Here is a 19,692-nt window from a genome sequence, read left to right as displayed (position 1 = left end):
TTTCTCCCCTCACACGGCCATCAGCGCATGGTCACAAACTCTTCTGCGCTGGTGGGATGGATGGCGACGCAGTTGTCGAAGTCCGCCTTGGTGGCACCCATCTTCATGGCGACACCGAAGCCTTGCAGGATCTCGTCCATGGCAAAGCCGATGCCGTGCAGGCCAACCACTTTCTCCTCGGGGCCGACACAGACGAGTTTCATCCGGGTGGGCTGGCGATGCTGGGTCAGCGCCGAGTACATGGCGGTGAACTGGCTGCGGTAGACCTTGACCTGGCTCTCGCCGTATTCGGCGATGGCTTCCGGCTCGGTCAACCCTATGGTGCCGATGGGCGGGTGGCTGAACACCACGGTCGGCACCAGATCGTAGTTGAGGTGCTCGTTCGGCTTGTTGTTGAACAGCCGCTCGGAGAGACGGCGGCCCGCCGCGACGGCGACCGGGGTGAGCTGGATGCGGCCGGTGTTGTCACCCACCGCATAGAGGTTGGCGACGGTGGTGTTCTGGAACTTGTCGGTCGGGATAAAGCCCTTCTCGTCCAGCGTGATGCCGGTGGCGGCCAGGTTCAGGTTGTTGGTGGCCGGAACGCGGCCGATGGCCCAGATCAGGCAGTCGACGGTAAGGTGGCGACCATCTTCCAGCTGCAGGGTCAGGCTGTCGTCAGCGTTCTTGACCACGGCTTTCGGAATGGCGTGGGTGTGCAGTTTGGGCCCTTCCTGCGCCATGATCTCCACCAGGGTCTCGTGGATCATGGGGTCGAAGTTGCGCAGCGGCGCGTGCTTGCGCACTACCAGATGGGTCTCGGAGCCAAGCGCCTGCATCACGCCGGCGATCTCCACGGCGATATAGCCGGCACCCACCACGGCCACCCGTTTTGGTTGGCTTTGCAGCTCGAAGAAGCCGTCGGAGTCGATGCCCAGCTCGGCCCCCGGGATGGCCGGCACTTCGGGGCGGCCGCCGGTGGCGATCAATATGTGATCGGCGCTGTAGTGCTCGCCATTCACCTCGATGGTGTTGCTGCTGATGAAGCGGGCGAAGCCCTTGATGACGGTGATCTGGTTCTTGCCCAGCACGTTCTGGTAGGACTGATGAATGCGGCCGATATAGGCCTGGCGGGACTCGACCAGCTTGGCCCAGCTGAAGTGGTTGAGGGTGGTGTCGAAGCCGTAGTCGGCGCCATATCTCAGGGCATCGGCGATCTGGCCCGCATACCACATGGCCTTCTTCGGCACGCAACCGACGTTGACGCAGGTACCGCCCAGCTCTTTGGCTTCGATCAGGGCGACGCGCTTGCCGTACATGGCGGCCCGGTTGGCCGAGGCGATGCCACCGCTGCCGCCACCGATGGCGATATAGTCAAAATGCTGTGCCATTGCGAGGTTCTCCGCTCGTTAAGAATGCAATCACAGCATGATGGGGACAAAGTGGCCGGCTCACAAGAGCCGGCGTTCAGTTCTGCTGGATGGGCAGGCTGATGTGGAACTGGGCTCCCTGGCCCGGTTCGCTGGCACAGTGGATGCGCCCGCGCAGCAGCTGCACCACCAGGTTGTAGATGATGTGGGTGCCGAGCCCGCTGCCGCCCTGACCCCGCTTGGAGGTGACGAAGGGGTCGAAGATGCGCGGCAGTATCTCCGGGGGGATGCCGCGACCGTTGTCTCTGTAGTCGATGATGAGCTCGTCGCCCTGCTGCTCCACCTTGATGGTGATCTTCCTGGGCCTGTCCCAGCCATCGAAACCGTGGTGAATGGAGTTGAGGATCAGGTTCGAATAGATCTGGGTGAAGCTGCCGGGGAAGGAGAAGATCGACAGTCTGGGATCGCACTGGATGTCGACCTCGCACTGGGCCTTCTTCAGCTTGTAGCCGAGGGAGACCACCACCTGGTGCAGGTTGTCGGCGAGGCTGAAGTTGTAACGTGCCTCGGACGACTGATCGACCGCCACCTGCTTGAAGCTGGCGATGAGTTCGGAGGCGCGCCTCAGGTTGCCTTGCAGCAGTTGCATCGACTCGTCGAGGTTCTGGGTGAACTCGTTGAGGTAGGAGCGGGAGAGCTGCTTGGCCTCGATATGCTGCTTGAAGTCGGCCACCCGCTCCTGCAGGTAGGAGGAGGCGGTCACACTGATGCCGATGGGGGTGTTGATCTCGTGAGCCACGCCGGCAACAAGGGATCCCAGAGAGGCCATTTTCTCTGACTCCACCAGGGTCTGCTGGGCCTGCTTGAGATCGTCATAGGCCTTGCCGAGCTGGTTGTTGGCGTCGCTCAGACTGCGGGTGCGCTCTGCCACCTTGCCTTCCAGCTGCTCGTTGAACAGGGTGATCTCCCGCTCCACCTTCTTCAGGCGGGTGATGTCGTAGCCGAAACCGATCAGATACTTGAGGTTGGGCCCCTCGTAGAAGGGAGCGAAGGTCCACTGCAGGACCAGCTCGTCGCCCTGCTGGTCATGCATGGTGATCTCCCTGTTCTCGAGGGTGCCCTGGTCGGCCAGGGTGGCCGCCAGCTCGTCTCGCTGTTCCGGGCCGACGAAGAGATCCAGCCAGTTGTGTTGCAGCAGTTCCTGATGGTGGTAGCCGGTCAGCAGGATGGCAGCCGGATTGATGCTGGCGATGTTGAGATCCGGCTCCATGCAGCAGATGACCATGTTGGCGGAATTGATCAGGGTGGCGGAGAAGTCCCGTTCCTGCTGCAACTGCTCGCTGGCCTGATGGCGGGCGGTGAACTCGTCGTTCAGCCGGGTACGCATCTGGTTGAGGGTGGCCGCCAGCGCGTCGAACTCGTCAGGATGTTTGCGGGGCAGGGGGCGGCCTTCCAGCGTCAGTTCCACGGCCAGCCGATCCAAGCTCAGCTTCTGGGCGTAAGTGACGATGCGGTTGATATGACGGATCACCAGATAGTAGAGAATGACCAGGATGCAGAAGGAGACCACCAGGGTCTTGATGGTCTGGCTGACCAGGATGAGCACGGACTTTTCTATCAGGCGCTGATAGACCTGATCTAGGGAGGCGGCGACGAACAGCTTGCCGACCACTTCCCCCTGATAGGTGAGGTTGAACTCGCGGGAGATGTCGTACTGGGCCTGTTGCGTCCCCTGGGTCAGCATGGGCACCTCGGAGTTGCCCAGCATCTCCTTGACCATCACGAACTGCATGTTGGGCAGGTTCATGATGCCCTCGATCTGCACCTTGACCTGCTCTTCATCCAGGTTCCAGAGGCTGGCGGAGATGGGCTGCAGGAAGGAGGCTTCGATCTGGTCGATGCTCGCTTCGATGACGGTCACGTCCTTGTTGTAGTCCCAGGCGAGCTGCAGCACTGTGATGGCCAGTGCCAGTACGGTACTGCAGATCAGAATGTAGGAAAGGAGGCGATAAGAGAGCCCGTTAAGGCCCACGGCCTTGGGGAAGATTCCTGACATGGCGTCCTTGCGGTCTGGATTGAGTGCGGTTTAGTGTAACTGCTTCATGGACTCATGTCGTGTGTCATCCAATGGATAAAAACAAGGCCCCGAAAGGGGCCTTGTTGCTGTGGGCAGGCAATCAGTGACCACCCTTGGCTTTCGCCGGAATGGACTCGTCGAATTCCTGCAGGGGTTTGTGCTCGGAGGCCAGGAAGGTGTAGATCACCGGCAGCACGAACAGGGTGAACAGGGTGCCGATGGCCAGACCCGCCACGATGACGATGCCGATGCTGAACCGCTGGGCCGCCCCGGCGCCGGTGGCATAGAGCAGCGGGATGAGGCCGGCGATCATGGCTGCCGTGGTCATCAGGATGGGGCGCAGACGCACCTTGGCGGCCTGCATCACTGCCTGCATCCGGTTCATGCCGTGCAGCAGCTGCTCCTCCTTCGCCACCTCGCAGATCAGGATGCCGTGCTTGGTAATCAGACCGACCAGGGTGATGAGCCCCACCTGGGAGTAGATGTTCATGGTGGCCATGCCCCATGCCAGGGCGATCAGCGCCCCGCTGATGGCCAGCGGCACCGACACCATGATCACCAGGGGGTCACGCACGGATTCGAACTGGATCGCCAGCACCAGGAAGATGATGGCCAGAGCCAGGGCGAAGGTGGCGTAGAGCGCGTTGCCCTCGGTCACGAACTGGCGGGCTTCCCCCATGAAGTCGTAGCGATAGCCCTGGGGCAGCTTCTCTTCGGCGGTCGCCTTGAACCAGTTGATCGCATCCCCCATGGCCACGCCAGGTGCCGGCACGGCGCCTATGGTGGCGGAGTTCAGCTGGTTGAAGTGGGGCAGGGCGCGGGGCTCTCCCACCACTTCAATCTTGATCAGGCTGCCCAGGGGGATCGACTTGCCGTCGGCGGCGCGCACGTAGTAGCCCTTGAGGGACTCGGGGTTGAGGCGGTACTTGCGCTCCACCTGCGGGATCACCTCGTAGGAGCGGCCATCCAGATCGATCCGGTTGACGTAGCCATCCGCCATCATGGTGCCCATGGTGGTGCCGATGTCCTGCATGGTGATGCCGTAGGCCCCTGCCTTGTCCTTGTCGATGCTGATCTTCATGGTGGCCGAGTCGTAGTTCAGATCGAGATCCGAGTAGACGAACTGGCCGTTGGCCTGGGTGGCCGCCAGCATCTCACCCGCGATCAGGAACAGGCTCTCGAAGCTGTTCGGGGTGGTGATGACGAACTGGATGGGCAGACCGCTGGAGGCACCCGGTAGTTCGGGGAACTGGAAGGTGGTGATGGCCATCCCGGGGATGTCCTGCACCAGACCGGCCACCCGATCCAGCACCTCTTTCTGACTCGCCTCGCGCTGGCTCCAGGGCACCATGGAGGCGATACCGAACGCCTGGTTGGAGTTGAACACCCCGGAGAAGACCTGGGAGTAGGCTATCTCGGGCTGGTCATCCAGGATCTTGTTCACGTCCGCCATGGTGTTTTCGATGTAGTCCAGGTTGGCGTTGGACGGCGCCGTCCCCAGCACCGCCATGACGCCCTTGTCCTCGTTCGGCGCGAGCTCGCTCGGGATGAACTTGAACAGCATCGGCAGGCTGGCGAACACGATGATGGCGAACACCACCACCACGAGACGCTTTTGCATCACGGCGTGGAGCATGGCGTCGTAGCGGGCCGTCATCCGGTCCAGCAGCTCGTGCACGGTGCGCTCGAACTTGCCCGGCTGCTCGTTGGCCTTGAGCATCTTGGCGCACATCATGGGCGACAGGGTCAGGGCGATGATGCCGGAGACGAAGACGGCGCCCGCCAGGGTCAGCGCGAACTCCTTGAACAGGGAGCCGGTGATGCCCCCCATCAGGGCGATGGGCGCGTACACCGCCGCCAGGGTGACCGTCATGGCGATGACGGGCACGGCGATCTCCCGGGTACCTATGATGGCGGCCCGGAACGGTTCCTCCCCCTCCTTGATGTGACGGTCGACGTTCTCCAGCACCACGATGGCGTCATCCACCACCAGGCCGATGGCCAGCACCATGGCCAGCAGGGTCATCAGGTTTATCGAGAAGCCGAACATGTCCATCATCATCACCACGCCGATGAGGCTCAGGGGAATGGTGATGATGGGAATGATGACCGCCCGGAACGAACCGAGGAACAGGGTGATCACCACCAGTACGATGGCGGCCGCCTCCAGTATGGTCTTGATCACCTCGTGGATGGACTCGTTGATGGCGATGGTGGAGTCATACAGGACGTTGGCCTGCATGGTGCTCGGCATGTTGCGCTTGAGATCCGGCAGCAGCTCCAGCACATCGTGGGCGATGTTGATGGGGTTGGCGGTCGGGGCGGCGTTGATGGCGAGGACCACGGCCTCCTTGCCGTTGGCGCTGGCACGGTAGATGTCGTGGCTCTTCTCCAGGGAGACCTTGGCGATGTCGGAGAGGCGGATCACCTTGCTGTCCCGGGACGCCACCACCAGGCGCTTGAGCTCCTCGATGTTGCTGACCTGGGTCTCGGCATTGCCGTTGAACAGGGTGAAGTAGCCGGTGGCCTGGCCGGTGGCGGACTGATAGTTGTTGCTGTTGAGCACCGTCATCACGTCGCTGGCCGTCAGGTCAAAGGCCGCCATCTTGGCCGGATCCAGCCACACCCGCAGGGCGAATTCGACCCCGCCGTACAGATCCACCTTGGAGACGCCGCCCACGGTAAACAGCTGGGGCTTGATGACCCGCTCCAGGTAGTCGGTGATCTGGCTGGAGTTGAGCTCCGGGCTGGTGAAGCCCATGTAGAGCACCGCCGTGGTGGAGCCGGTGGAGGAGGTGACCGAGGGGTCTTCCGCCTCTTTCGGCAACTGGGAGCGCACCGAGTTGACCTTGGCCAGAATGTCGGACAGCGCGGCATTCGGGTCGGTGTTCAGCTTCATGTAGGCCGTCACCGTGGAGCTGCCCAGCTGGCTGGAGGAGGTCATGAAGTCGATGTTGTCGGCTTGCGCGACCGCCTGCTCCAGGGGCTGGGTGATGAAGCCCTGGATCAGATCCGAGCTGGCGCCATAGTAACTGGTGTTGACAGTGATGACGGTGTTGATCACCTCGGGGTATTCGCGTACCTGCATCTTGAAGATGGCCTGGAAGCCCAGCAGGGCGATCAGGAAGCTGAGCGAGACCGCCAGCACAGGCCGTTTTATAAATATGTCAGTAAATCGCATCGCAGATCTCCGCGCTTACAGCATCGGGGTTTGTGCCGGAACGGCCAGGGCATCGTTCTCGACCACGCGCACCTTGGTATCGTTGCTCAGGCGGACCTGGCCCGACAGCACGATTTCGTCGCCAGCCTTGATGCCGGACAGCACATGCACGTCGTCGCCGCGACGCTCGCCCGCCTTGACCACCACCTGCTTGGCGCGCTTCACGCCGTCAGCCTCGTGAATGACATAGACGTTCTCGCCATAGAGGGTGAAGGAGATGGCGGACTGCGGGATCACGATCTGGTCCTTCACCGTGGGCAGTATGATGCTGGCGCGGGCGAACATGCCGGAGCGCAGCTGGCCGTCGTTGTTCGGGATGTCTGCCTGCACCTGGACCAGGCCGCTCTGGTAGTTGACCGCCGGTTCGATGGCGGTGATCTGGCCGTCAAACCTGGTCTGGGGATAGGCGTCCACATTGATCTTGATGGTCTGGCCCAGGCTTATCTTGGAGATGTCGGTCTGGGGCACGGTGAAGCGCAGGCGCATCACGCTGGTGTCCTCCAGGCGCACGATCTCGGTACCCGGCTCCAGGTACTGGCCCAGGAAGACGTTGCGCAGACCCACGGCGCCGCTGAAGGGCGCACGTACCTCGCGACGGGCGATGGTAGCCTTCAGGCTTTCGATATCCGCCTCCAGGGAGCGGTAGGCGGCTTCGGCGTCATCCAGCTGATCCCGGGAGATGGAGTTCTTCTGGTAGAGGTTCTTGTAGCGGTCGAACTTGGCCTTGGCCGCAGGCAGCCTGGCCTGGGAAGAGAGCAGATTCGCTTTTTCCACGCTGGAGTCCAGGCTCAGCAGCAGCTGATCCGCCTTGACGTGGGCCCCGGATTCGAACCGGATGGCGTCGATGGTGCCGGACAGTTCACTGGAGAGGGTGACCCCCTGGTTCGGCTCGATGAAGCCGATCGCCTCTATGGTGGGGACCCAGTCCTGTGCCTTGGTGACCATGGCGGTGACCGGGAACTCGGGCTCGGGTCGATTGGCCATGAACTCTGCAATCTTCTTCTGCTTGAACATATTGAAGCCGATGACACTGCCAAACAGGGCGAGCGCTATCAGCAACATGATGGCCATCCACTTTTTCATGAACGGGCTCCTGTGGTGGAAAAGTGAGGGTTTAAAATGGCATTCCAGCTGGCCCGGATCACCGTCTCCAGCTGTTCCTGCGTCAATTCGAAATCGTGAACCCGGCGTTGCTGTGCCAGGTTGGCCACGCAATCCAGACTCAATGACTGCAACACCGGCACGGGGAGATCGACGAAGAGTCCCTGTTGGCGTCCCTGCTCAAAGAAGCGCTCAAGTGGCGCCCATGCTGCCATTATGACCGGATCCCGCTCCAATTCAGCCCCCAATGGCGAACTTTCGTACTGCAATTTGCACTTGAGTGCATTGGGGATGCTGGTAAAGATCACATCGATGTTCAGCCAGAGGCGACGATACTGCGCATAGGACACCTCCTCTATCTGCACGCCTTCCATGACCTGGGGATGACATTGAAGGATGGTGTGCACATAAAGCTGACGGAGCAGATCATCCTTGTCGCTGAAGTAGCGATAGATGGTGCCGGCCGCCACTCGGGCCTTCTTGGCGACCACGGCAATGGAAAGGCCGTAGAAGCCCTGTTCGCCGAGGATCTCGCGAGCCGCTTCAAAAATGCGTTCTTTCTTGTCCATGGTTATCAGAGGTGAGTGAATGAACGTTCATTCATTCTAGGGGGGCTTTCAGGCAAGTCAAGGTATTGCCCACCATCTGGCCAGGGTGGGGGGGAGCCAAAAGCAGCGAATGATGCCGGATCCGCTCTGAACGAAACAAAAAGGCTTAAAAAGCGCCAGAAATGACTGAAAAACAATCACTTGGTTTTATGTCTCAAAAAAAGAGTAGACAAGCTTGGCGTCATCATCAATAATGCGCCCCGTTCGACAGCGTAGCGCCCGTAGCTCAGCTGGATAGAGCGCTGCCCTCCGGAGGCAGAGGTCACAGGTTCGAATCCTGTCGGGCGCACCATCAAAAGTGCGCCGGTTAAACGGGCGGTGTTGTGGAACGAAAACAGCTGTGGTGGCTGTAGCTCAGTTGGTAGAGTCCCGGATTGTGATTCCGGTTGTCGTGGGTTCGAGCCCCATCAGCCACCCCATTTTACAGCTTGTCAGGTACGCGAAGGTGGCGGAATTGGTAGACGCGCTAGCTTCAGGTGTTAGTGCCCCCCGGGTGTGAGGGTTCGAGTCCCTCTCTTCGCACCATACTTGCTGTATAACGAGGATGACCGCATGGTCGTCTTTGTTTTTTGTAGAATAAAAATATTTTCGGTGATTAGCGCAGCCCGGTAGCGCATCTGGTTTGGGACCAGAGGGTCAAAGGTTCGAATCCTTTATCACCGACCACATTCTGAAAAACCCCGCCTTGGCGGGGTTTTTTGCTTTCTGTCGTCCGCTTTCCATCCTATCTGTCACGCCCGGTTACATTTCTGTCGGCTCTTTCCTGCATTGGGGTCGGGTATGCTGGGGAGAGATCCTCGGCATATGGACATTCGTGATTGAACCCTTTCTGGCTCGCATGCCCCAAATCCCTTCCTTCTGTTTGCACCAGCACCCTGGCGCTGGTTGTCATGGCCCTCGCTGGTTGCACCTACCATCCCCAACCCCAGGAACTTCGGATGGAGGCCGCTCCCAGGCAGAGCGCTCCTCCGGTCTCGGCGCTGGTGACCGACGGGGGATTCTGCGTGGCCCTCGATGCCCGGGACAGGCTGGTCACCCAGCCCTGTGACCTGAGTGTCCGCCAGCAATTTGGCTGGGATGCAGGCGCCCTGCAACTGGTGCAGCGTTGCCTGGTCGCCAGCGGTGGCAGCGAGCTGACCCTGGCCGGATGCGAGGATGGAAGCCGCCAATGGCAGTGGCAGGAGGATCGCCTGTTCAACCGCAAGGCCGGTCTCTGTCTGGATGTGGCGGGGCGCCGCCACAAGGCCGGCACGCCGCTGCGGCTGGCCGACTGCTTCGGGGGCGCCAACCAGAGTTTCCAGTGGCAGCGTGAAGGGAACCTGCTGGATCGACTGGAGCTGAATAGCCTCATCCGTTGAGGCGTGTCATCCATGCCAGATCGCGTCAGCTCAATGGGGGTGGCTGTGGGAGGCCGCGGTGGGGGCGACCGGGACGGGCTGGGGGGCGACGCCGGTCAGGGAGACCAGACGGCAGACATCCTCGTGCCCGGCCCCTTCGAGGGAGTCGAGGCGGCTGATCAGCAGGGAGTGGATGCCCTCGAGCTGGTCGGCCTTTTGCAGGGCTGCAATCAGCTGGTCTTGCTGGGGTTGGGACGCATGTGCCTGAAAGAGGATCGGCTTGACCCCGCGCAGTATGGTCATCTGGTTGAGCAGCTGCGGGTTGTCTGACAGGGCCCAGATCGGGTTGTGGAGCCCCCCGCGCGAGATGGCGATCACCGCTTCTCCCTGATTGGTCAGCACGGCGATGCCACAGGAGCGATCCTGGCTGAAGGCGGAGGTCATGGCGGCCAGCGCCATGCAGCGACCCGAGTGGTCGGCCTGGCCGTGCTCCCTGCGCCAGCGTGGCTGCACGGGGTCCATCTCCTGTTCGGCACCCAGCGCGATGCGCGCCATGGCCTCGACCGCCTCGACCGGATAGAGCCCCGCCGCCGATTCGGCCGACAACATCACGGCATCCGTACCATCCATGACCGCATTGGCCACGTCCAGTACCTCGGCGCGGGTCGGCATGGGGTTGCCGATCATGGACTCCATCATCTGGGTGGCGGTGATGACGGGCCGACCCAGGGCGCGGCAGCGTTTGATCAGCTTCTTCTGCACCCCCGGCAGGCGGGCATCCCCTATCTCCACCCCCAGATCGCCGCGAGCGACCATGATGATGTCGGAGGCGCGGATGATCTCGTCCATGGCTTCGACAGAGGCCACCACTTCGGCTCGCTCCACCTTGGCGACGATGGCCGCCTCGCTGCCGGTCGCGCGGATGAGGGTTCTCGCCTCCTCGAGGTCGGCGGCGCTGCGGGGGAAGGAGACGGCCACGAAGTCCGCTTCCAGCTGGCGGGCGGTGAGGATGTCTTCCTTGTCCTTGACGGTCAGGGCCGGGGCGCTCAGGCCACCGCCCAGTACGTTGATGCCCTTGCGGTTGGAGAGGGGGCCGCCCACCAGCACGCGGGTCACGACCTGTTGTCCTTCCACCCGCTCGACGTGCAGCTGGATGCGGCCATCGTCCAGCAGCAGGGTGTTGCCTGCGTGCACCTCATGGACCAGCGCCGGGTAGTCGGTGCCGACCCTGTGTTGATCCCCCTGATGGCTGCCGAGGCCGGCATCGATCACGAAGGTGTCGCCGTTCTGCAGCTGGATCTTGTCATTGGCAAAGCAGGCGATGCGGATCTTGGGCCCCTGCAGGTCGGCCAGGATGCCTACATGGGTGTTGAGGCGAGCGGCGATGGTGCGGATCCGCGTGGCCAGCGCCAGGTGCTGCTCCGCGGTGCCGTGGGAAAAGTTCAGCCGAAAGACATTGGCTCCGGCCAGGATCAGCTTCTCCACCATGGCTTCCGATGAGCTGGCGGGGCCCAGAGTGGCAACAATCTTGGTCTTGCGCATGGGATACTCCTGTTGCGACGACGTGAAAAAAGGGTGGTCACTTGACCACCCTTTTTATGGGCAAATATCAGTAGTTGACGACTTTCTTGGCGTTCCACACCGTCATGGCGAGCAGCATGGAGACCACGGAGGCACCGAGCCAGAAGTACTGGGCGCTGCTGAAGTCGTAGTGGGTCACACCGTCGATCTCGCTGGTCTTGATGAGCGCGGCGGAGACCAGCTCCTGGACGGAGGCGGCGATGTAGGAGCACAGGCCGATGAAGCCTTTCACGGCACCGACTGCGGTCTTGGGCATCAGGTCACAGGCGGTCAGACCGGCCAGGAAGACCACCAGACCACCGATGGCGTAACCGATCAGGGCGAGGGCGACGGCGTCCATCATGCGGCTCTGCGGGCCCCAGAACATCAGGCACATGCCGGCGATGTTGGCCAATCCGTACAGCAGGGTCGGGATGTGGCGGTTCGCGTTGAACACCTTGTCGGAGATGATCCCGGCCAGGATGGCACCGAGGAAGCCGGCGATGGGGTAGGCCGACATGGCGAAGCCGGCGTCGATCAGGCTGTAACCCTTCTGCTCCTGCAGGTAGAGCACGGCCCAGGAGCTCATGGCGTAGCGGGACATGTACATGCAGGCACAGGCGGCGGCGATGAGCCAGACGGCGGGCTGCTTGAGGATGAACAGCTGGGCGCGGCGGATTTCAGCCGGGTCCACTTTCTTGGCGATTTCCGGTGTTTCACCGAAGGCAACGGCAGGTTCCGGCAGGCCATAGGTCTGAGGACGATCCTTCAGTACCAGGTACATGCACAGGGCGGCGATCAGGGAGGCGATACCGGCACCGATGAAGCCTGCCTTCCAGCCGAAGTAGCTGACGACGGTGGCGGTCAGGATCCAGGAGATGCCTTCACCGATGTTGCGCGAGCCGCCCCAGATGGAGTAGACCGAGCCCCGCTGCTTGGGCGAGAACCACTGGAAGATGGAGACGCAGGACGGCGCCGAGCCCACGGACTGGAACCAGCCGTTCAGGCCCCACATCAGCACCAGGAAGAAGGTGGCGGTGTTCATGCCCATCAGGATGGTACAGATGGACGACAGACCCAGGGCCACCGACATGAAGCGGCCGATGTTGGCGTAGTCGGACAGGAAGCCGTTGGAGAACTTGCCGACGGCGTAGGTGAACAGGAAGGCGGAGCCGATGACGCCCAGCTCTTCCAGGGTCACCACGCCGGAGTCCAGCATGGGTTTCTTGACCACGTTAAGGCTCATACGAACCACATAGAACATGGCGTAACCGAGTACCAGGCCCAGGAAGACCTGCCATTGGTACTTGCGGTAAATCGATCGAATTTTATCTGGCGAGGCATCCATGACCGGTAGGTCTGCTCGCGTCTTGAAGAAGTTGAACATGGTGTTCTCCGTTTCTATTTTGGCAGCATGGTTTCAGAGGGAGCTCTGAGCGCGGTTGCCATGATAAGAAGGGAGAAATTGCGGCGGCAAAAGGCCAAAAATGGGTCAGTTGTGACCCGGGTGAGGGAAAAGCACGGGTCAGAAATGACATATTCTGACTGTCTTATTGATAAGCGATGAATAACAATAGTCATATCGCCGAAGAGAGATGGGTCAGAATTGGCTCATCTCCCCTCTAATAAAAACAAGGTGAAAAACCAAATATTAGATGTACCGCACATAATCCGTTTTTGAGAGTGAGCAGACCGATCCCATGTCTCTATTTTCTCGACTGCTGCCCGTGAGTCTGGCGGCAATATTGTTGCCCTTTGGCGCCGTCCAGGCCGCGTCCCTGACGGTCCTCACCTCCTTCTCGGAGACGCCGGTCAAATCGGTGATAGACGGATTCGTTCAGCAATATCCTGATATCCGGGTCGAGGTGATATATCGGCGAACCATCCCGTCACTGCGCTTATTAGCGGAGGGGGAGGCTCCGTCGGTCGATATTATCATGTCATCGTCACCGACCTTTTTTAACACACTCGACAAAGAGGGGCTATTGGCCCCCTTGCCAACGACCACCATTCCACCGGACTGGTTGAGTCCCCATACCCTGGGATTAAGCAACAAGGTGGCGGTGGTGGGATATTCCAGCAGTGGCATCATGTATAACCGCCACTATCTGGCCAAATATCAGCTGCCACAGCCCACCAGCTGGCAGCAGCTGGCGTCGCCGGTATTCATGGGCCACGTCATGATGAGCTCCCCCTCCCAGTCCGGCACCACCCACATGATGGTGGAGAGCATACTGCAACAATATGGTTGGGATCGGGGCTGGGCCCTGCTGATGCGCCTGGGAAGCAACCTGTCTGCCATCACGGCGCGCAGCTTCGGGGTGAGCGACGGCATCGCCCGCGGTCTGGCCGGGGCGGGCCCCGTGATCGACAGCTACGCCCTCAACAGCCAGGCACTCTTCAAGCACATCGGCTTCAGCACCATGGCGGATTCGGTGATCCTGCCGACCTATCTCGGGGTGCCCCGCAGCACGGCCAACCCTAAGAACGGCGCCTTGTTCATCCAGTACCTGCTCTCCGACAAGGGGCAGGGGATCATCGGCACCCCCGGCATGGCCAAGACCACCCTGAGCCAGCCAGACCTGGCGAGGCAGACCCATTACGTGACCGACAAGGGGCTGCTCTACCGGCGGGCGGGGCTGCTCAAGGCCCTGTTCGAGCAGACCATCACCCAGCAGCTGCCGAGTCTGAAGCTGGCCTGGCGCGGGATCAACGGGGTGGATACCCGCGGCGATCCCGAACGGATCAGGCTGCTCGAACAGGCGAAGTTGCTGGCGAGCACGCCGCCGCTGAGCGAGCGGGAGGCCAGGGATCCGGCGTTGCTGGCGCTGTTTGACGGCATGTATGACAGGGAGCAGGGCAACCCGCAGGCCGAGCGCGTGATGCACCAGTGGCGCCAGACGACGGAGGCGCGGCTGAACGAGGCGCTGCGGCTGGTCGAACAGGCCGGCAAGCCATGAGCCGCCTGGGACGCAGCCTGCGTCTGCCGAGCAGCCTGGGGCGGCGGCTGATCCTCGCCTTCCTGGCCATCATGGCCCTGACCGGGATCATGGGAATGGCGGCCTACATGGTGTGGGACAGGCTGGGGCAACAGGTCAACCTGATCGTCAGGGAGAGCCTGCCCGCCGTCGGCAGCGCCTACCAGCTGGAGCGGGCCAGCTCCCGCCTGCTGCTGCTGCTGGCGCAGCTGCGCGACACCCGGGATCCGGTACAGTACAAGCGGCTCTCCCTCTCGGTCTCCACCACGCTGCAGGATATCCAGCAGGCTTACCTGCTGGGCTTGCAGAGCGATGACGAGGTGCTGGCCAGGCAGAAGGCCTTTGCGGAGCTGAGCGCCCTGGTGGCGGATCACGCCCGCTACCTGAAGCAGCAGATCGCCCATGCCGAGACGCTGCAGCAGCTACAAAAGCGCAGCAACTGGCTGCATCAGGATCTGGTGGACGACGTGGCGCCCCTGCTGCAGGAGGTGGAGTGGCACCTCACCAGCATGGTGACCAGCTCCGACGACATGAGCGAATTTGGCAATGTCATCAAGGAGTTCTCTGCCCTGCAGGATCTCACCTTCAAGGAGAACGAGCTGCAGGCACTGGTCAGCGAGGTGATTGACCAGCGCTACCAGCAGGATCTCGAGAGCGCCTTCCTGTTCATCGGCTACAAGATCGACGAGATGGACGAGCTCACCTACCGGCTGGCCGAGTACCCCTCGACCGTCAGCTATCGCCAGATCCTGCAGGACATCGTCACCCTGGTGAAACCGGATGGCCAGCTGCACCGGCTCTTGCAGGCCGATGCCCTGACCCACCAGCGGCTGATGGCCCTGCGCCCCAAGCTGGACGACGCCGTCTCGCGTTATCACCAGCGGGTCAGCGAGACGGTGAGCGAGGCGAACAGCTCCCTCCACGTGCTCGGCCACAACAGCAGCCAGATGGTGGCGACCGGCAAGCTGGTGATCCTGGTGGTGCTGGCGCTCGTCATCCTGCTCAGCATCTTCGTGCTGGTGGTGCTGATCGGGCGGCGACTGATCGGACGGCTCGATGTGCTGGGCCAGGATCTGGCCCGGGTGGCGGCCGGCAAGATGGACGTGCCTATCCAGACCGGCGGGCGGGACGAGATTGGCCAGCTGGGGGAGAGCCTGCGCCACTTCTGCCAGCAGTTGCAGCAGATGGAGCGCACCAACGCCCTGAACCTCATCAACAACACCCAGGCCTGCCTCATCACCTGCTATCCGGACGGCACCATCGAATCGGTCAACCCGAGCGCCCTGACCCTGTTCAGGCAGGCAACCATCAGGGCGGATCTGCCTCTGTGGCAGGTCTTCCCCGAGGAGGCGGGCGCCGTGCTGGCCAGCCAGTTTGAGCCGGATCAGCCGCTGCACCGGCTGGGGCATGGCGAATGCACCGTCGCCACCGGGCCCGACGAGGCCCCGCGCTTCCTGCACTTCAACCTGCGCCGCTTCGAGCAGGGGCGCGGTCATCGCTTCATCATCACGGTCACGGATGTGACCCGCCAGGAGCTGACCGCCAGGGAACTGGGCCAGCTGGTGGAGGAGCGCACCCGCGAGCTGACCGAGAACAACCGCCTGCTGGCGGCGGAGGTGGTGCAGCGCCAGCAGGCCCAGCGCAACCTGCTGCAGACCCAGGATGAGCTGATCCAGGCAGCCAAGATGGCAGTGGTGGGGCAGGCCATGACCAGCCTTGCCCATGAGCTCAATCAGCCCCTGTCAGCCATGATGACGTACCTTTACACCAGCCGGACCGCCCTCGGGGCCGGAGAGATCCAGATGCTGGACAAGGATCTCGGCAAGATGGAGATGCTCGTCCAGCGGATGAGCCGCATCATCAACGCCTTGCGCCATTTCGCCCGCAAGTCGCCGACCGAGGAGACCCGGGTCCGGCTCGAACTCGGGGAGTTGGCGGAGCAGGCGCTGCTGCTGCTGGAGACCCGGGCCAAGCGGGAGGGTTGTACCCTGAAGAATGAGCTGCCCGCCGGGCTCTGGATCGAGGCCGATCCCGTGCTGGTGGAGCAGGTGCTGGTCAACCTGCTGGTCAACGGCATGGACGCCGTCGCCGGACGGGAGCGGCGCGAAATCCGTCTGCTGCTGCTGGAGCTGCGTGGCGGCCGGCTGAAAATCGGGATCGCCGACAGCGGCACCGGTTTTGGCGAGGCCATACTGCCCAGACTGTTTACCCCCTTCACCACCTCCAAGGAGGTGGGGCTGGGCCTGGGGCTGACCATTTGCCGCTCCCTGCTGGCCCGCTGTGATGCCGGGATCCTGCTGGGCTCCGCCCTGGGGGGAGGGGCCATGGTTGTCCTGGAGTTTGGCGATCCCCCGTCGGCCAAGCCGCAGGAGGCCGAAACCGAAGTGTCTTTGAACGAGGAGAAGTCTGTCGATGTTGCTACCCCGTAATCGCCCGGCCAACGTCTTGCTGGTGGACGACGATGAGGACGTGCTGGAATCCTATTGTCACCTGCTGCGGCTTTCCGGCTATCAGCCCAGGGCGACCACCTCCCCTCACGAGGCGCTGGCATTGCTGGCCAGCCAGTGGCCCGGTGTCGTGGTTTCCGATATCTACATGCCCGCCATGAACGGCATGGAGCTGCTGACCCGGGTGCACGAGATCGATGCCGAGATCCCGGTCATCATGATCACCGGCCATGGGGACATCCCCCTGGCGGTGAAGGCGGTGAAGCAGGGGGCGTTCGACTTCCTGGAGAAACCGCTCAACCCGCAGGCCCTGCTGGGGCTGCTGGAGCGGGCCTGCAAGCAGCGCAGCGAGGTGCTGGCGCGGCGCAACGAGATCCAGGAGACGATCGACGACGAGCTGATCGGGACCAGCCCGCAGATCGTCGCCATCCGCAACCAGATCAACCAGCTGGCCCAGACCGACAAGGACCTGATGCTGGAGGGGCCTGCGGGCTCGGGGCGCCACACCCTGGCGCAGCTGTTGCACAAGATCAGCGCCCGCAGGGAGCAGGCCTTCCACCTGCATGACTGCGTGTCGGCCAGTTCGCTGGCCGAGGTGCAGGAGAGCCTGGCGCAGGCCGATCAGGGCACCCTGGTGCTGCAGTCCCCGGCCCGGCTGACGGCCGAGAGCCAGCGCTGGCTCGGCAACCATCTGCTGGAGCAGGAGCGCAGGGGAGGCAAGTCGCTGCGCACCATTGCCCTGTTCGAGGAGTCACCGGAAGGGCTGGTGGAGCAGCATCAGCTGATGCCGGAGCTTTACTACTTCCTCTCCCAGGTGCGGCTCAAGCTGCCCCGCCTGGTGGAGCGCAGCTGCGACATCATCCCCCTGTTTCGCACCTTCCTGCGCCAGGGATGCAAGCGGATTGGCAAGCCGGTGCCAGCGGTGGATCGCGCCTATCTGGAGACCCTCAAGCGCCACCAGTGGCCGGGCAACCTGAGGGAGCTGCGCAACGTGGCCGAGCTCTATGCGGTGGGCATCGTCAAGCTGGCCGGGGCGGAGCGGGCCATCCCGCTCGCCAATGCCAAGGAGCCGCTGGACGATCTGGTGGAGGAGTTCGAGCGGCGGGTCATCGAGGACACCCTGTTCCTGTTCTCGGGACGGGTGACCGAGGCGGCCCAGTACCTCGGCATCCCGCGCAAGAAGCTCTATCTGCGCATGAAGAAGCACAATCTCGACAAGGAGCAGTTCAAGCCCGCCGGCTGAGCCATCAGATCTTGAACTGCTGTACCCGGGTGGCCAGCTGCTGGCTCTGGGTCTCGAGCTGGCCACAGGTCTGGCGAATGCGCTCCAGGTTCTCCAGCATGGCGCGGCCGTTGCCCGTGACGACGCTGAGGTTGCGGTTGATCTCGGTGCTGACGCCGCTCTGTTCATGGGCGGCATCCCTTATCTGGGTGTTCATCTCGTTGATGATGGTGATGGCCCGGGTCATCTGACCCAGGCTCTCCCGGGTCTGGTGCGCCTGGCTGACGGCCAGGGTCCCGCTGTGGCTGCTGGCCCCCATCTTCTGTACCGCCTGCTGGCTGCCCTGCTGCAGCCGCTCGATCATCTGCTGGATTTCCCCCGTGCTGTGTTGGGTCTTGCTGGCCAGGGTGCGCACCTCGTCGGCCACTACGGCAAAGCCGCGCCCCTGCTCTCCGGCTCGTGCCGCTTCGATGGCGGCGTTGAGTGCCAGCAGGTTGGTCTGCTCGGCGATGCCGCGGATCACCTCCAGCACCGATGAAATGTGCCCGACATCCTGCTCCAGTCGCTGGATTCCCTGCTCCGATACGTGAATGTCCCGCGCCAGGGACTCCATCGCCGTGACCGTGTTCATCAGGTCCGTCGTGGCGCTCTGTACCTGGCCGGCCGCCTCGGCGGAGGCGTGCTCGGTCCGGCTGGCGTGGGTCACCATAAGGGCGCTGGTGGCACTCTGTTCCTCCACGGCGGTGGCAATCTGATCGCTCTGGCGCTGCTGCTCCTCGGCATGGGTGACCATCTCCTCCATCAGGACGTGCAGCTGGCGGGATGCGGATTGGACCGCATCGGCGGTCTGGCTGACGTCGCCGACAATCTTGTGGACCTGGCCGATAAAGCGGTTGAAGGTGGCGCCCAGGATGCCTATCTCGTCGCGGGAAGTGAGGGTGAGGCGGCGGGTAAGATCCCCCTCACCCTGGGCGATGTCCTCCAGGGCCCGTTGCATCTGGTCGAGGGGCTTGAGGGTGAGCCGGGTGACGGCCCAGGTGAGCACCAGAGCCAGCACAATGGCGATCAGGGTGCCCAGGCCCAGCACCTGCTGTGCGTGCTGGCTCGAGGCCTCGACCTCCTGCCTGAGCTGCTGCTGGGACTGCTCGATGGCATCCTTGAGCTGGTTGAGCTGCTGGCGGATAAGAGTGAACTGCTGTTGTGACGTCTGGAACTGGCTGGAGAGCTGATGGCTGTTCCCGTGGGGATCGGCAAAGACGGTCTGATAGTGGGCGAGCCAGCGATCGAACTCCGCCAGCATGAGGTCCAGCGAGGCCTGATGCTCTCTGCCGATGAGGCCCGCGTCGATCAGGGTCTGTACCTGGCTGATCCTGTCCCTCGCCTTGTGGCCATTATCAAGAAACTCCGCCTTCTGGTGCGCCACATTGTCGGTGCCGAGACCGCCCACGATGAGACCCTGGCCGGCGGCGATGACCTGATAGAGGTCGCGATAGGCATCTTCCAGTGAATTTTGTACCGGCAGTATCTGCTCGACGACGGTGCGGTTGACCCGCAGTTGTTCGGTGAAGCTGGTGTAGGCGACGGCGACCACGCTGGACATGATGATCAACACGATCACCACGGGCAGACGGGTCTTGGTCGTGAGGGACAAATGATGGAGGAGTGTCATGACGGTGAGTCTCGCAAGGGGAGAGGAGTGACGTTCCATTATCGGGCCAAGGGAATGGGTGGGCTTCATACGGGTGTCACGCAATCGGACGGGAGCCAGAAAAATTTGAGTTATTACCGGCACA

Annotated in this window: 12 protein-coding genes and 4 tRNA genes; 8 read left to right on the top strand and 8 right to left on the bottom strand. The window is 62.4% G+C overall.

What is annotated here, in order from left to right:
• Window positions 1-20: 20 nt before the first annotated feature.
• From gorA to I6L45_RS06210, 5 genes are all read right to left on the bottom strand, one after another.
• The gene (gene gorA / locus I6L45_RS06230; protein WP_216983722.1) at window positions 21-1,370 is read right to left on the bottom strand and encodes a glutathione-disulfide reductase; all 1,350 of its coding nucleotides are present in this window, start codon (window positions 1,368-1,370) and stop codon (window positions 21-23) included.
• Between the two features lie 76 nt (window positions 1,371-1,446).
• The gene (locus I6L45_RS06225) at window positions 1,447-3,405 is read right to left on the bottom strand and encodes an ATP-binding protein (RefSeq protein ID WP_216983721.1); all 1,959 of its coding nucleotides are present in this window, start codon (window positions 3,403-3,405) and stop codon (window positions 1,447-1,449) included.
• A gap of 121 nt (window positions 3,406-3,526) precedes the next feature.
• Complete coding sequence (locus I6L45_RS06220; RefSeq protein ID WP_043808961.1) at window positions 3,527-6,607, bottom strand: multidrug efflux RND transporter permease subunit; 3,081 nt, start codon at window positions 6,605-6,607, stop codon at window positions 3,527-3,529.
• A gap of 15 nt (window positions 6,608-6,622) precedes the next feature.
• Entirely contained in the window at window positions 6,623-7,729 is a 1,107-nt protein-coding gene (locus I6L45_RS06215; protein WP_216983720.1) for an efflux RND transporter periplasmic adaptor subunit, read from the bottom strand.
• Entirely contained in the window at window positions 7,726-8,316 is a 591-nt protein-coding gene (locus I6L45_RS06210; protein WP_043763732.1) for a TetR/AcrR family transcriptional regulator, read from the bottom strand. The genes I6L45_RS06215 and I6L45_RS06210 overlap by 4 nt, the downstream gene beginning before the upstream one ends.
• A gap of 254 nt (window positions 8,317-8,570) precedes the next feature.
• Between I6L45_RS06210 and I6L45_RS06205 the strand changes: the two genes are divergently transcribed.
• The 5 genes from I6L45_RS06205 to I6L45_RS06185 all read left to right on the top strand — a co-directional run bounded on the left by I6L45_RS06205 (window position 8,571) and on the right by I6L45_RS06185 (window position 9,713).
• A tRNA-Arg gene (locus I6L45_RS06205) sits at window positions 8,571-8,647 on the top strand.
• A gap of 51 nt (window positions 8,648-8,698) precedes the next feature.
• Window positions 8,699-8,774: transfer RNA gene (locus tag I6L45_RS06200), tRNA-His, on the top strand.
• A gap of 20 nt (window positions 8,775-8,794) precedes the next feature.
• Window positions 8,795-8,880: transfer RNA gene (locus tag I6L45_RS06195), tRNA-Leu, on the top strand.
• Between the two features lie 64 nt (window positions 8,881-8,944).
• A tRNA-Pro gene (locus I6L45_RS06190) sits at window positions 8,945-9,021 on the top strand.
• 272 nt (window positions 9,022-9,293) lie between these two features.
• Window positions 9,294-9,713: a ricin-type beta-trefoil lectin domain protein gene (locus tag I6L45_RS06185; protein WP_367947697.1), complete on the top strand. Its 420-nt coding sequence runs from the start codon at window positions 9,294-9,296 to the stop codon at window positions 9,711-9,713.
• A gap of 30 nt (window positions 9,714-9,743) precedes the next feature.
• On the opposite strand, the gene pyk is transcribed toward I6L45_RS06185, so the two are convergent.
• Entirely contained in the window at window positions 9,744-11,234 is a 1,491-nt protein-coding gene (pyk, locus tag I6L45_RS06180; protein ID WP_216983718.1) for a pyruvate kinase, read from the bottom strand.
• A 67-nt stretch (window positions 11,235-11,301) separates the two neighbouring features.
• Window positions 11,302-12,639 carry an MFS transporter gene (locus tag I6L45_RS06175; protein WP_043808845.1) on the bottom strand — a complete coding sequence of 446 codons (1,338 nt, stop codon included), beginning with the start codon at window positions 12,637-12,639 and terminating at the stop codon, window positions 11,302-11,304.
• Window positions 12,640-12,952: 313 nt separating this feature from the next.
• Between I6L45_RS06175 and I6L45_RS06170 the strand changes: the two genes are divergently transcribed.
• The 3 genes from I6L45_RS06170 to I6L45_RS06160 are packed head-to-tail and all read left to right on the top strand — an operon-like array spanning window position 12,953 to window position 17,920.
• On the top strand, window positions 12,953-14,212 hold the full coding sequence (locus tag I6L45_RS06170) for an ABC transporter substrate-binding protein (RefSeq protein WP_216983717.1): 1,260 nt from the start codon (window positions 12,953-12,955) through the stop codon (window positions 14,210-14,212).
• Window positions 14,209-16,659: an ATP-binding protein gene (locus I6L45_RS06165; RefSeq protein WP_216983716.1), complete on the top strand. Its 2,451-nt coding sequence runs from the start codon at window positions 14,209-14,211 to the stop codon at window positions 16,657-16,659. The genes I6L45_RS06170 and I6L45_RS06165 overlap by 4 nt, the downstream gene beginning before the upstream one ends.
• The gene (locus I6L45_RS06160; protein ID WP_216983715.1) at window positions 16,643-17,920 is read left to right on the top strand and encodes a sigma-54 dependent transcriptional regulator; all 1,278 of its coding nucleotides are present in this window, start codon (window positions 16,643-16,645) and stop codon (window positions 17,918-17,920) included. Before I6L45_RS06165 ends, I6L45_RS06160 begins: the two co-directional genes overlap by 17 nt.
• Before the next feature lie 4 nt (window positions 17,921-17,924).
• Here the strand turns inward: I6L45_RS06160 and I6L45_RS06155 are convergent, their stop codons facing one another.
• The gene (locus I6L45_RS06155) at window positions 17,925-19,568 is read right to left on the bottom strand and encodes a methyl-accepting chemotaxis protein (RefSeq protein WP_216983714.1); all 1,644 of its coding nucleotides are present in this window, start codon (window positions 19,566-19,568) and stop codon (window positions 17,925-17,927) included.
• Window positions 19,569-19,692: the final 124 nt, after the last annotated feature.

The organism is Aeromonas sp. FDAARGOS 1415 (assembly GCF_019048365.1).
Lineage (GTDB): Bacteria > Pseudomonadota > Gammaproteobacteria > Enterobacterales > Aeromonadaceae > Aeromonas > Aeromonas taiwanensis.
This window is presented reverse-complemented; position numbering and strand designations above follow the sequence as displayed.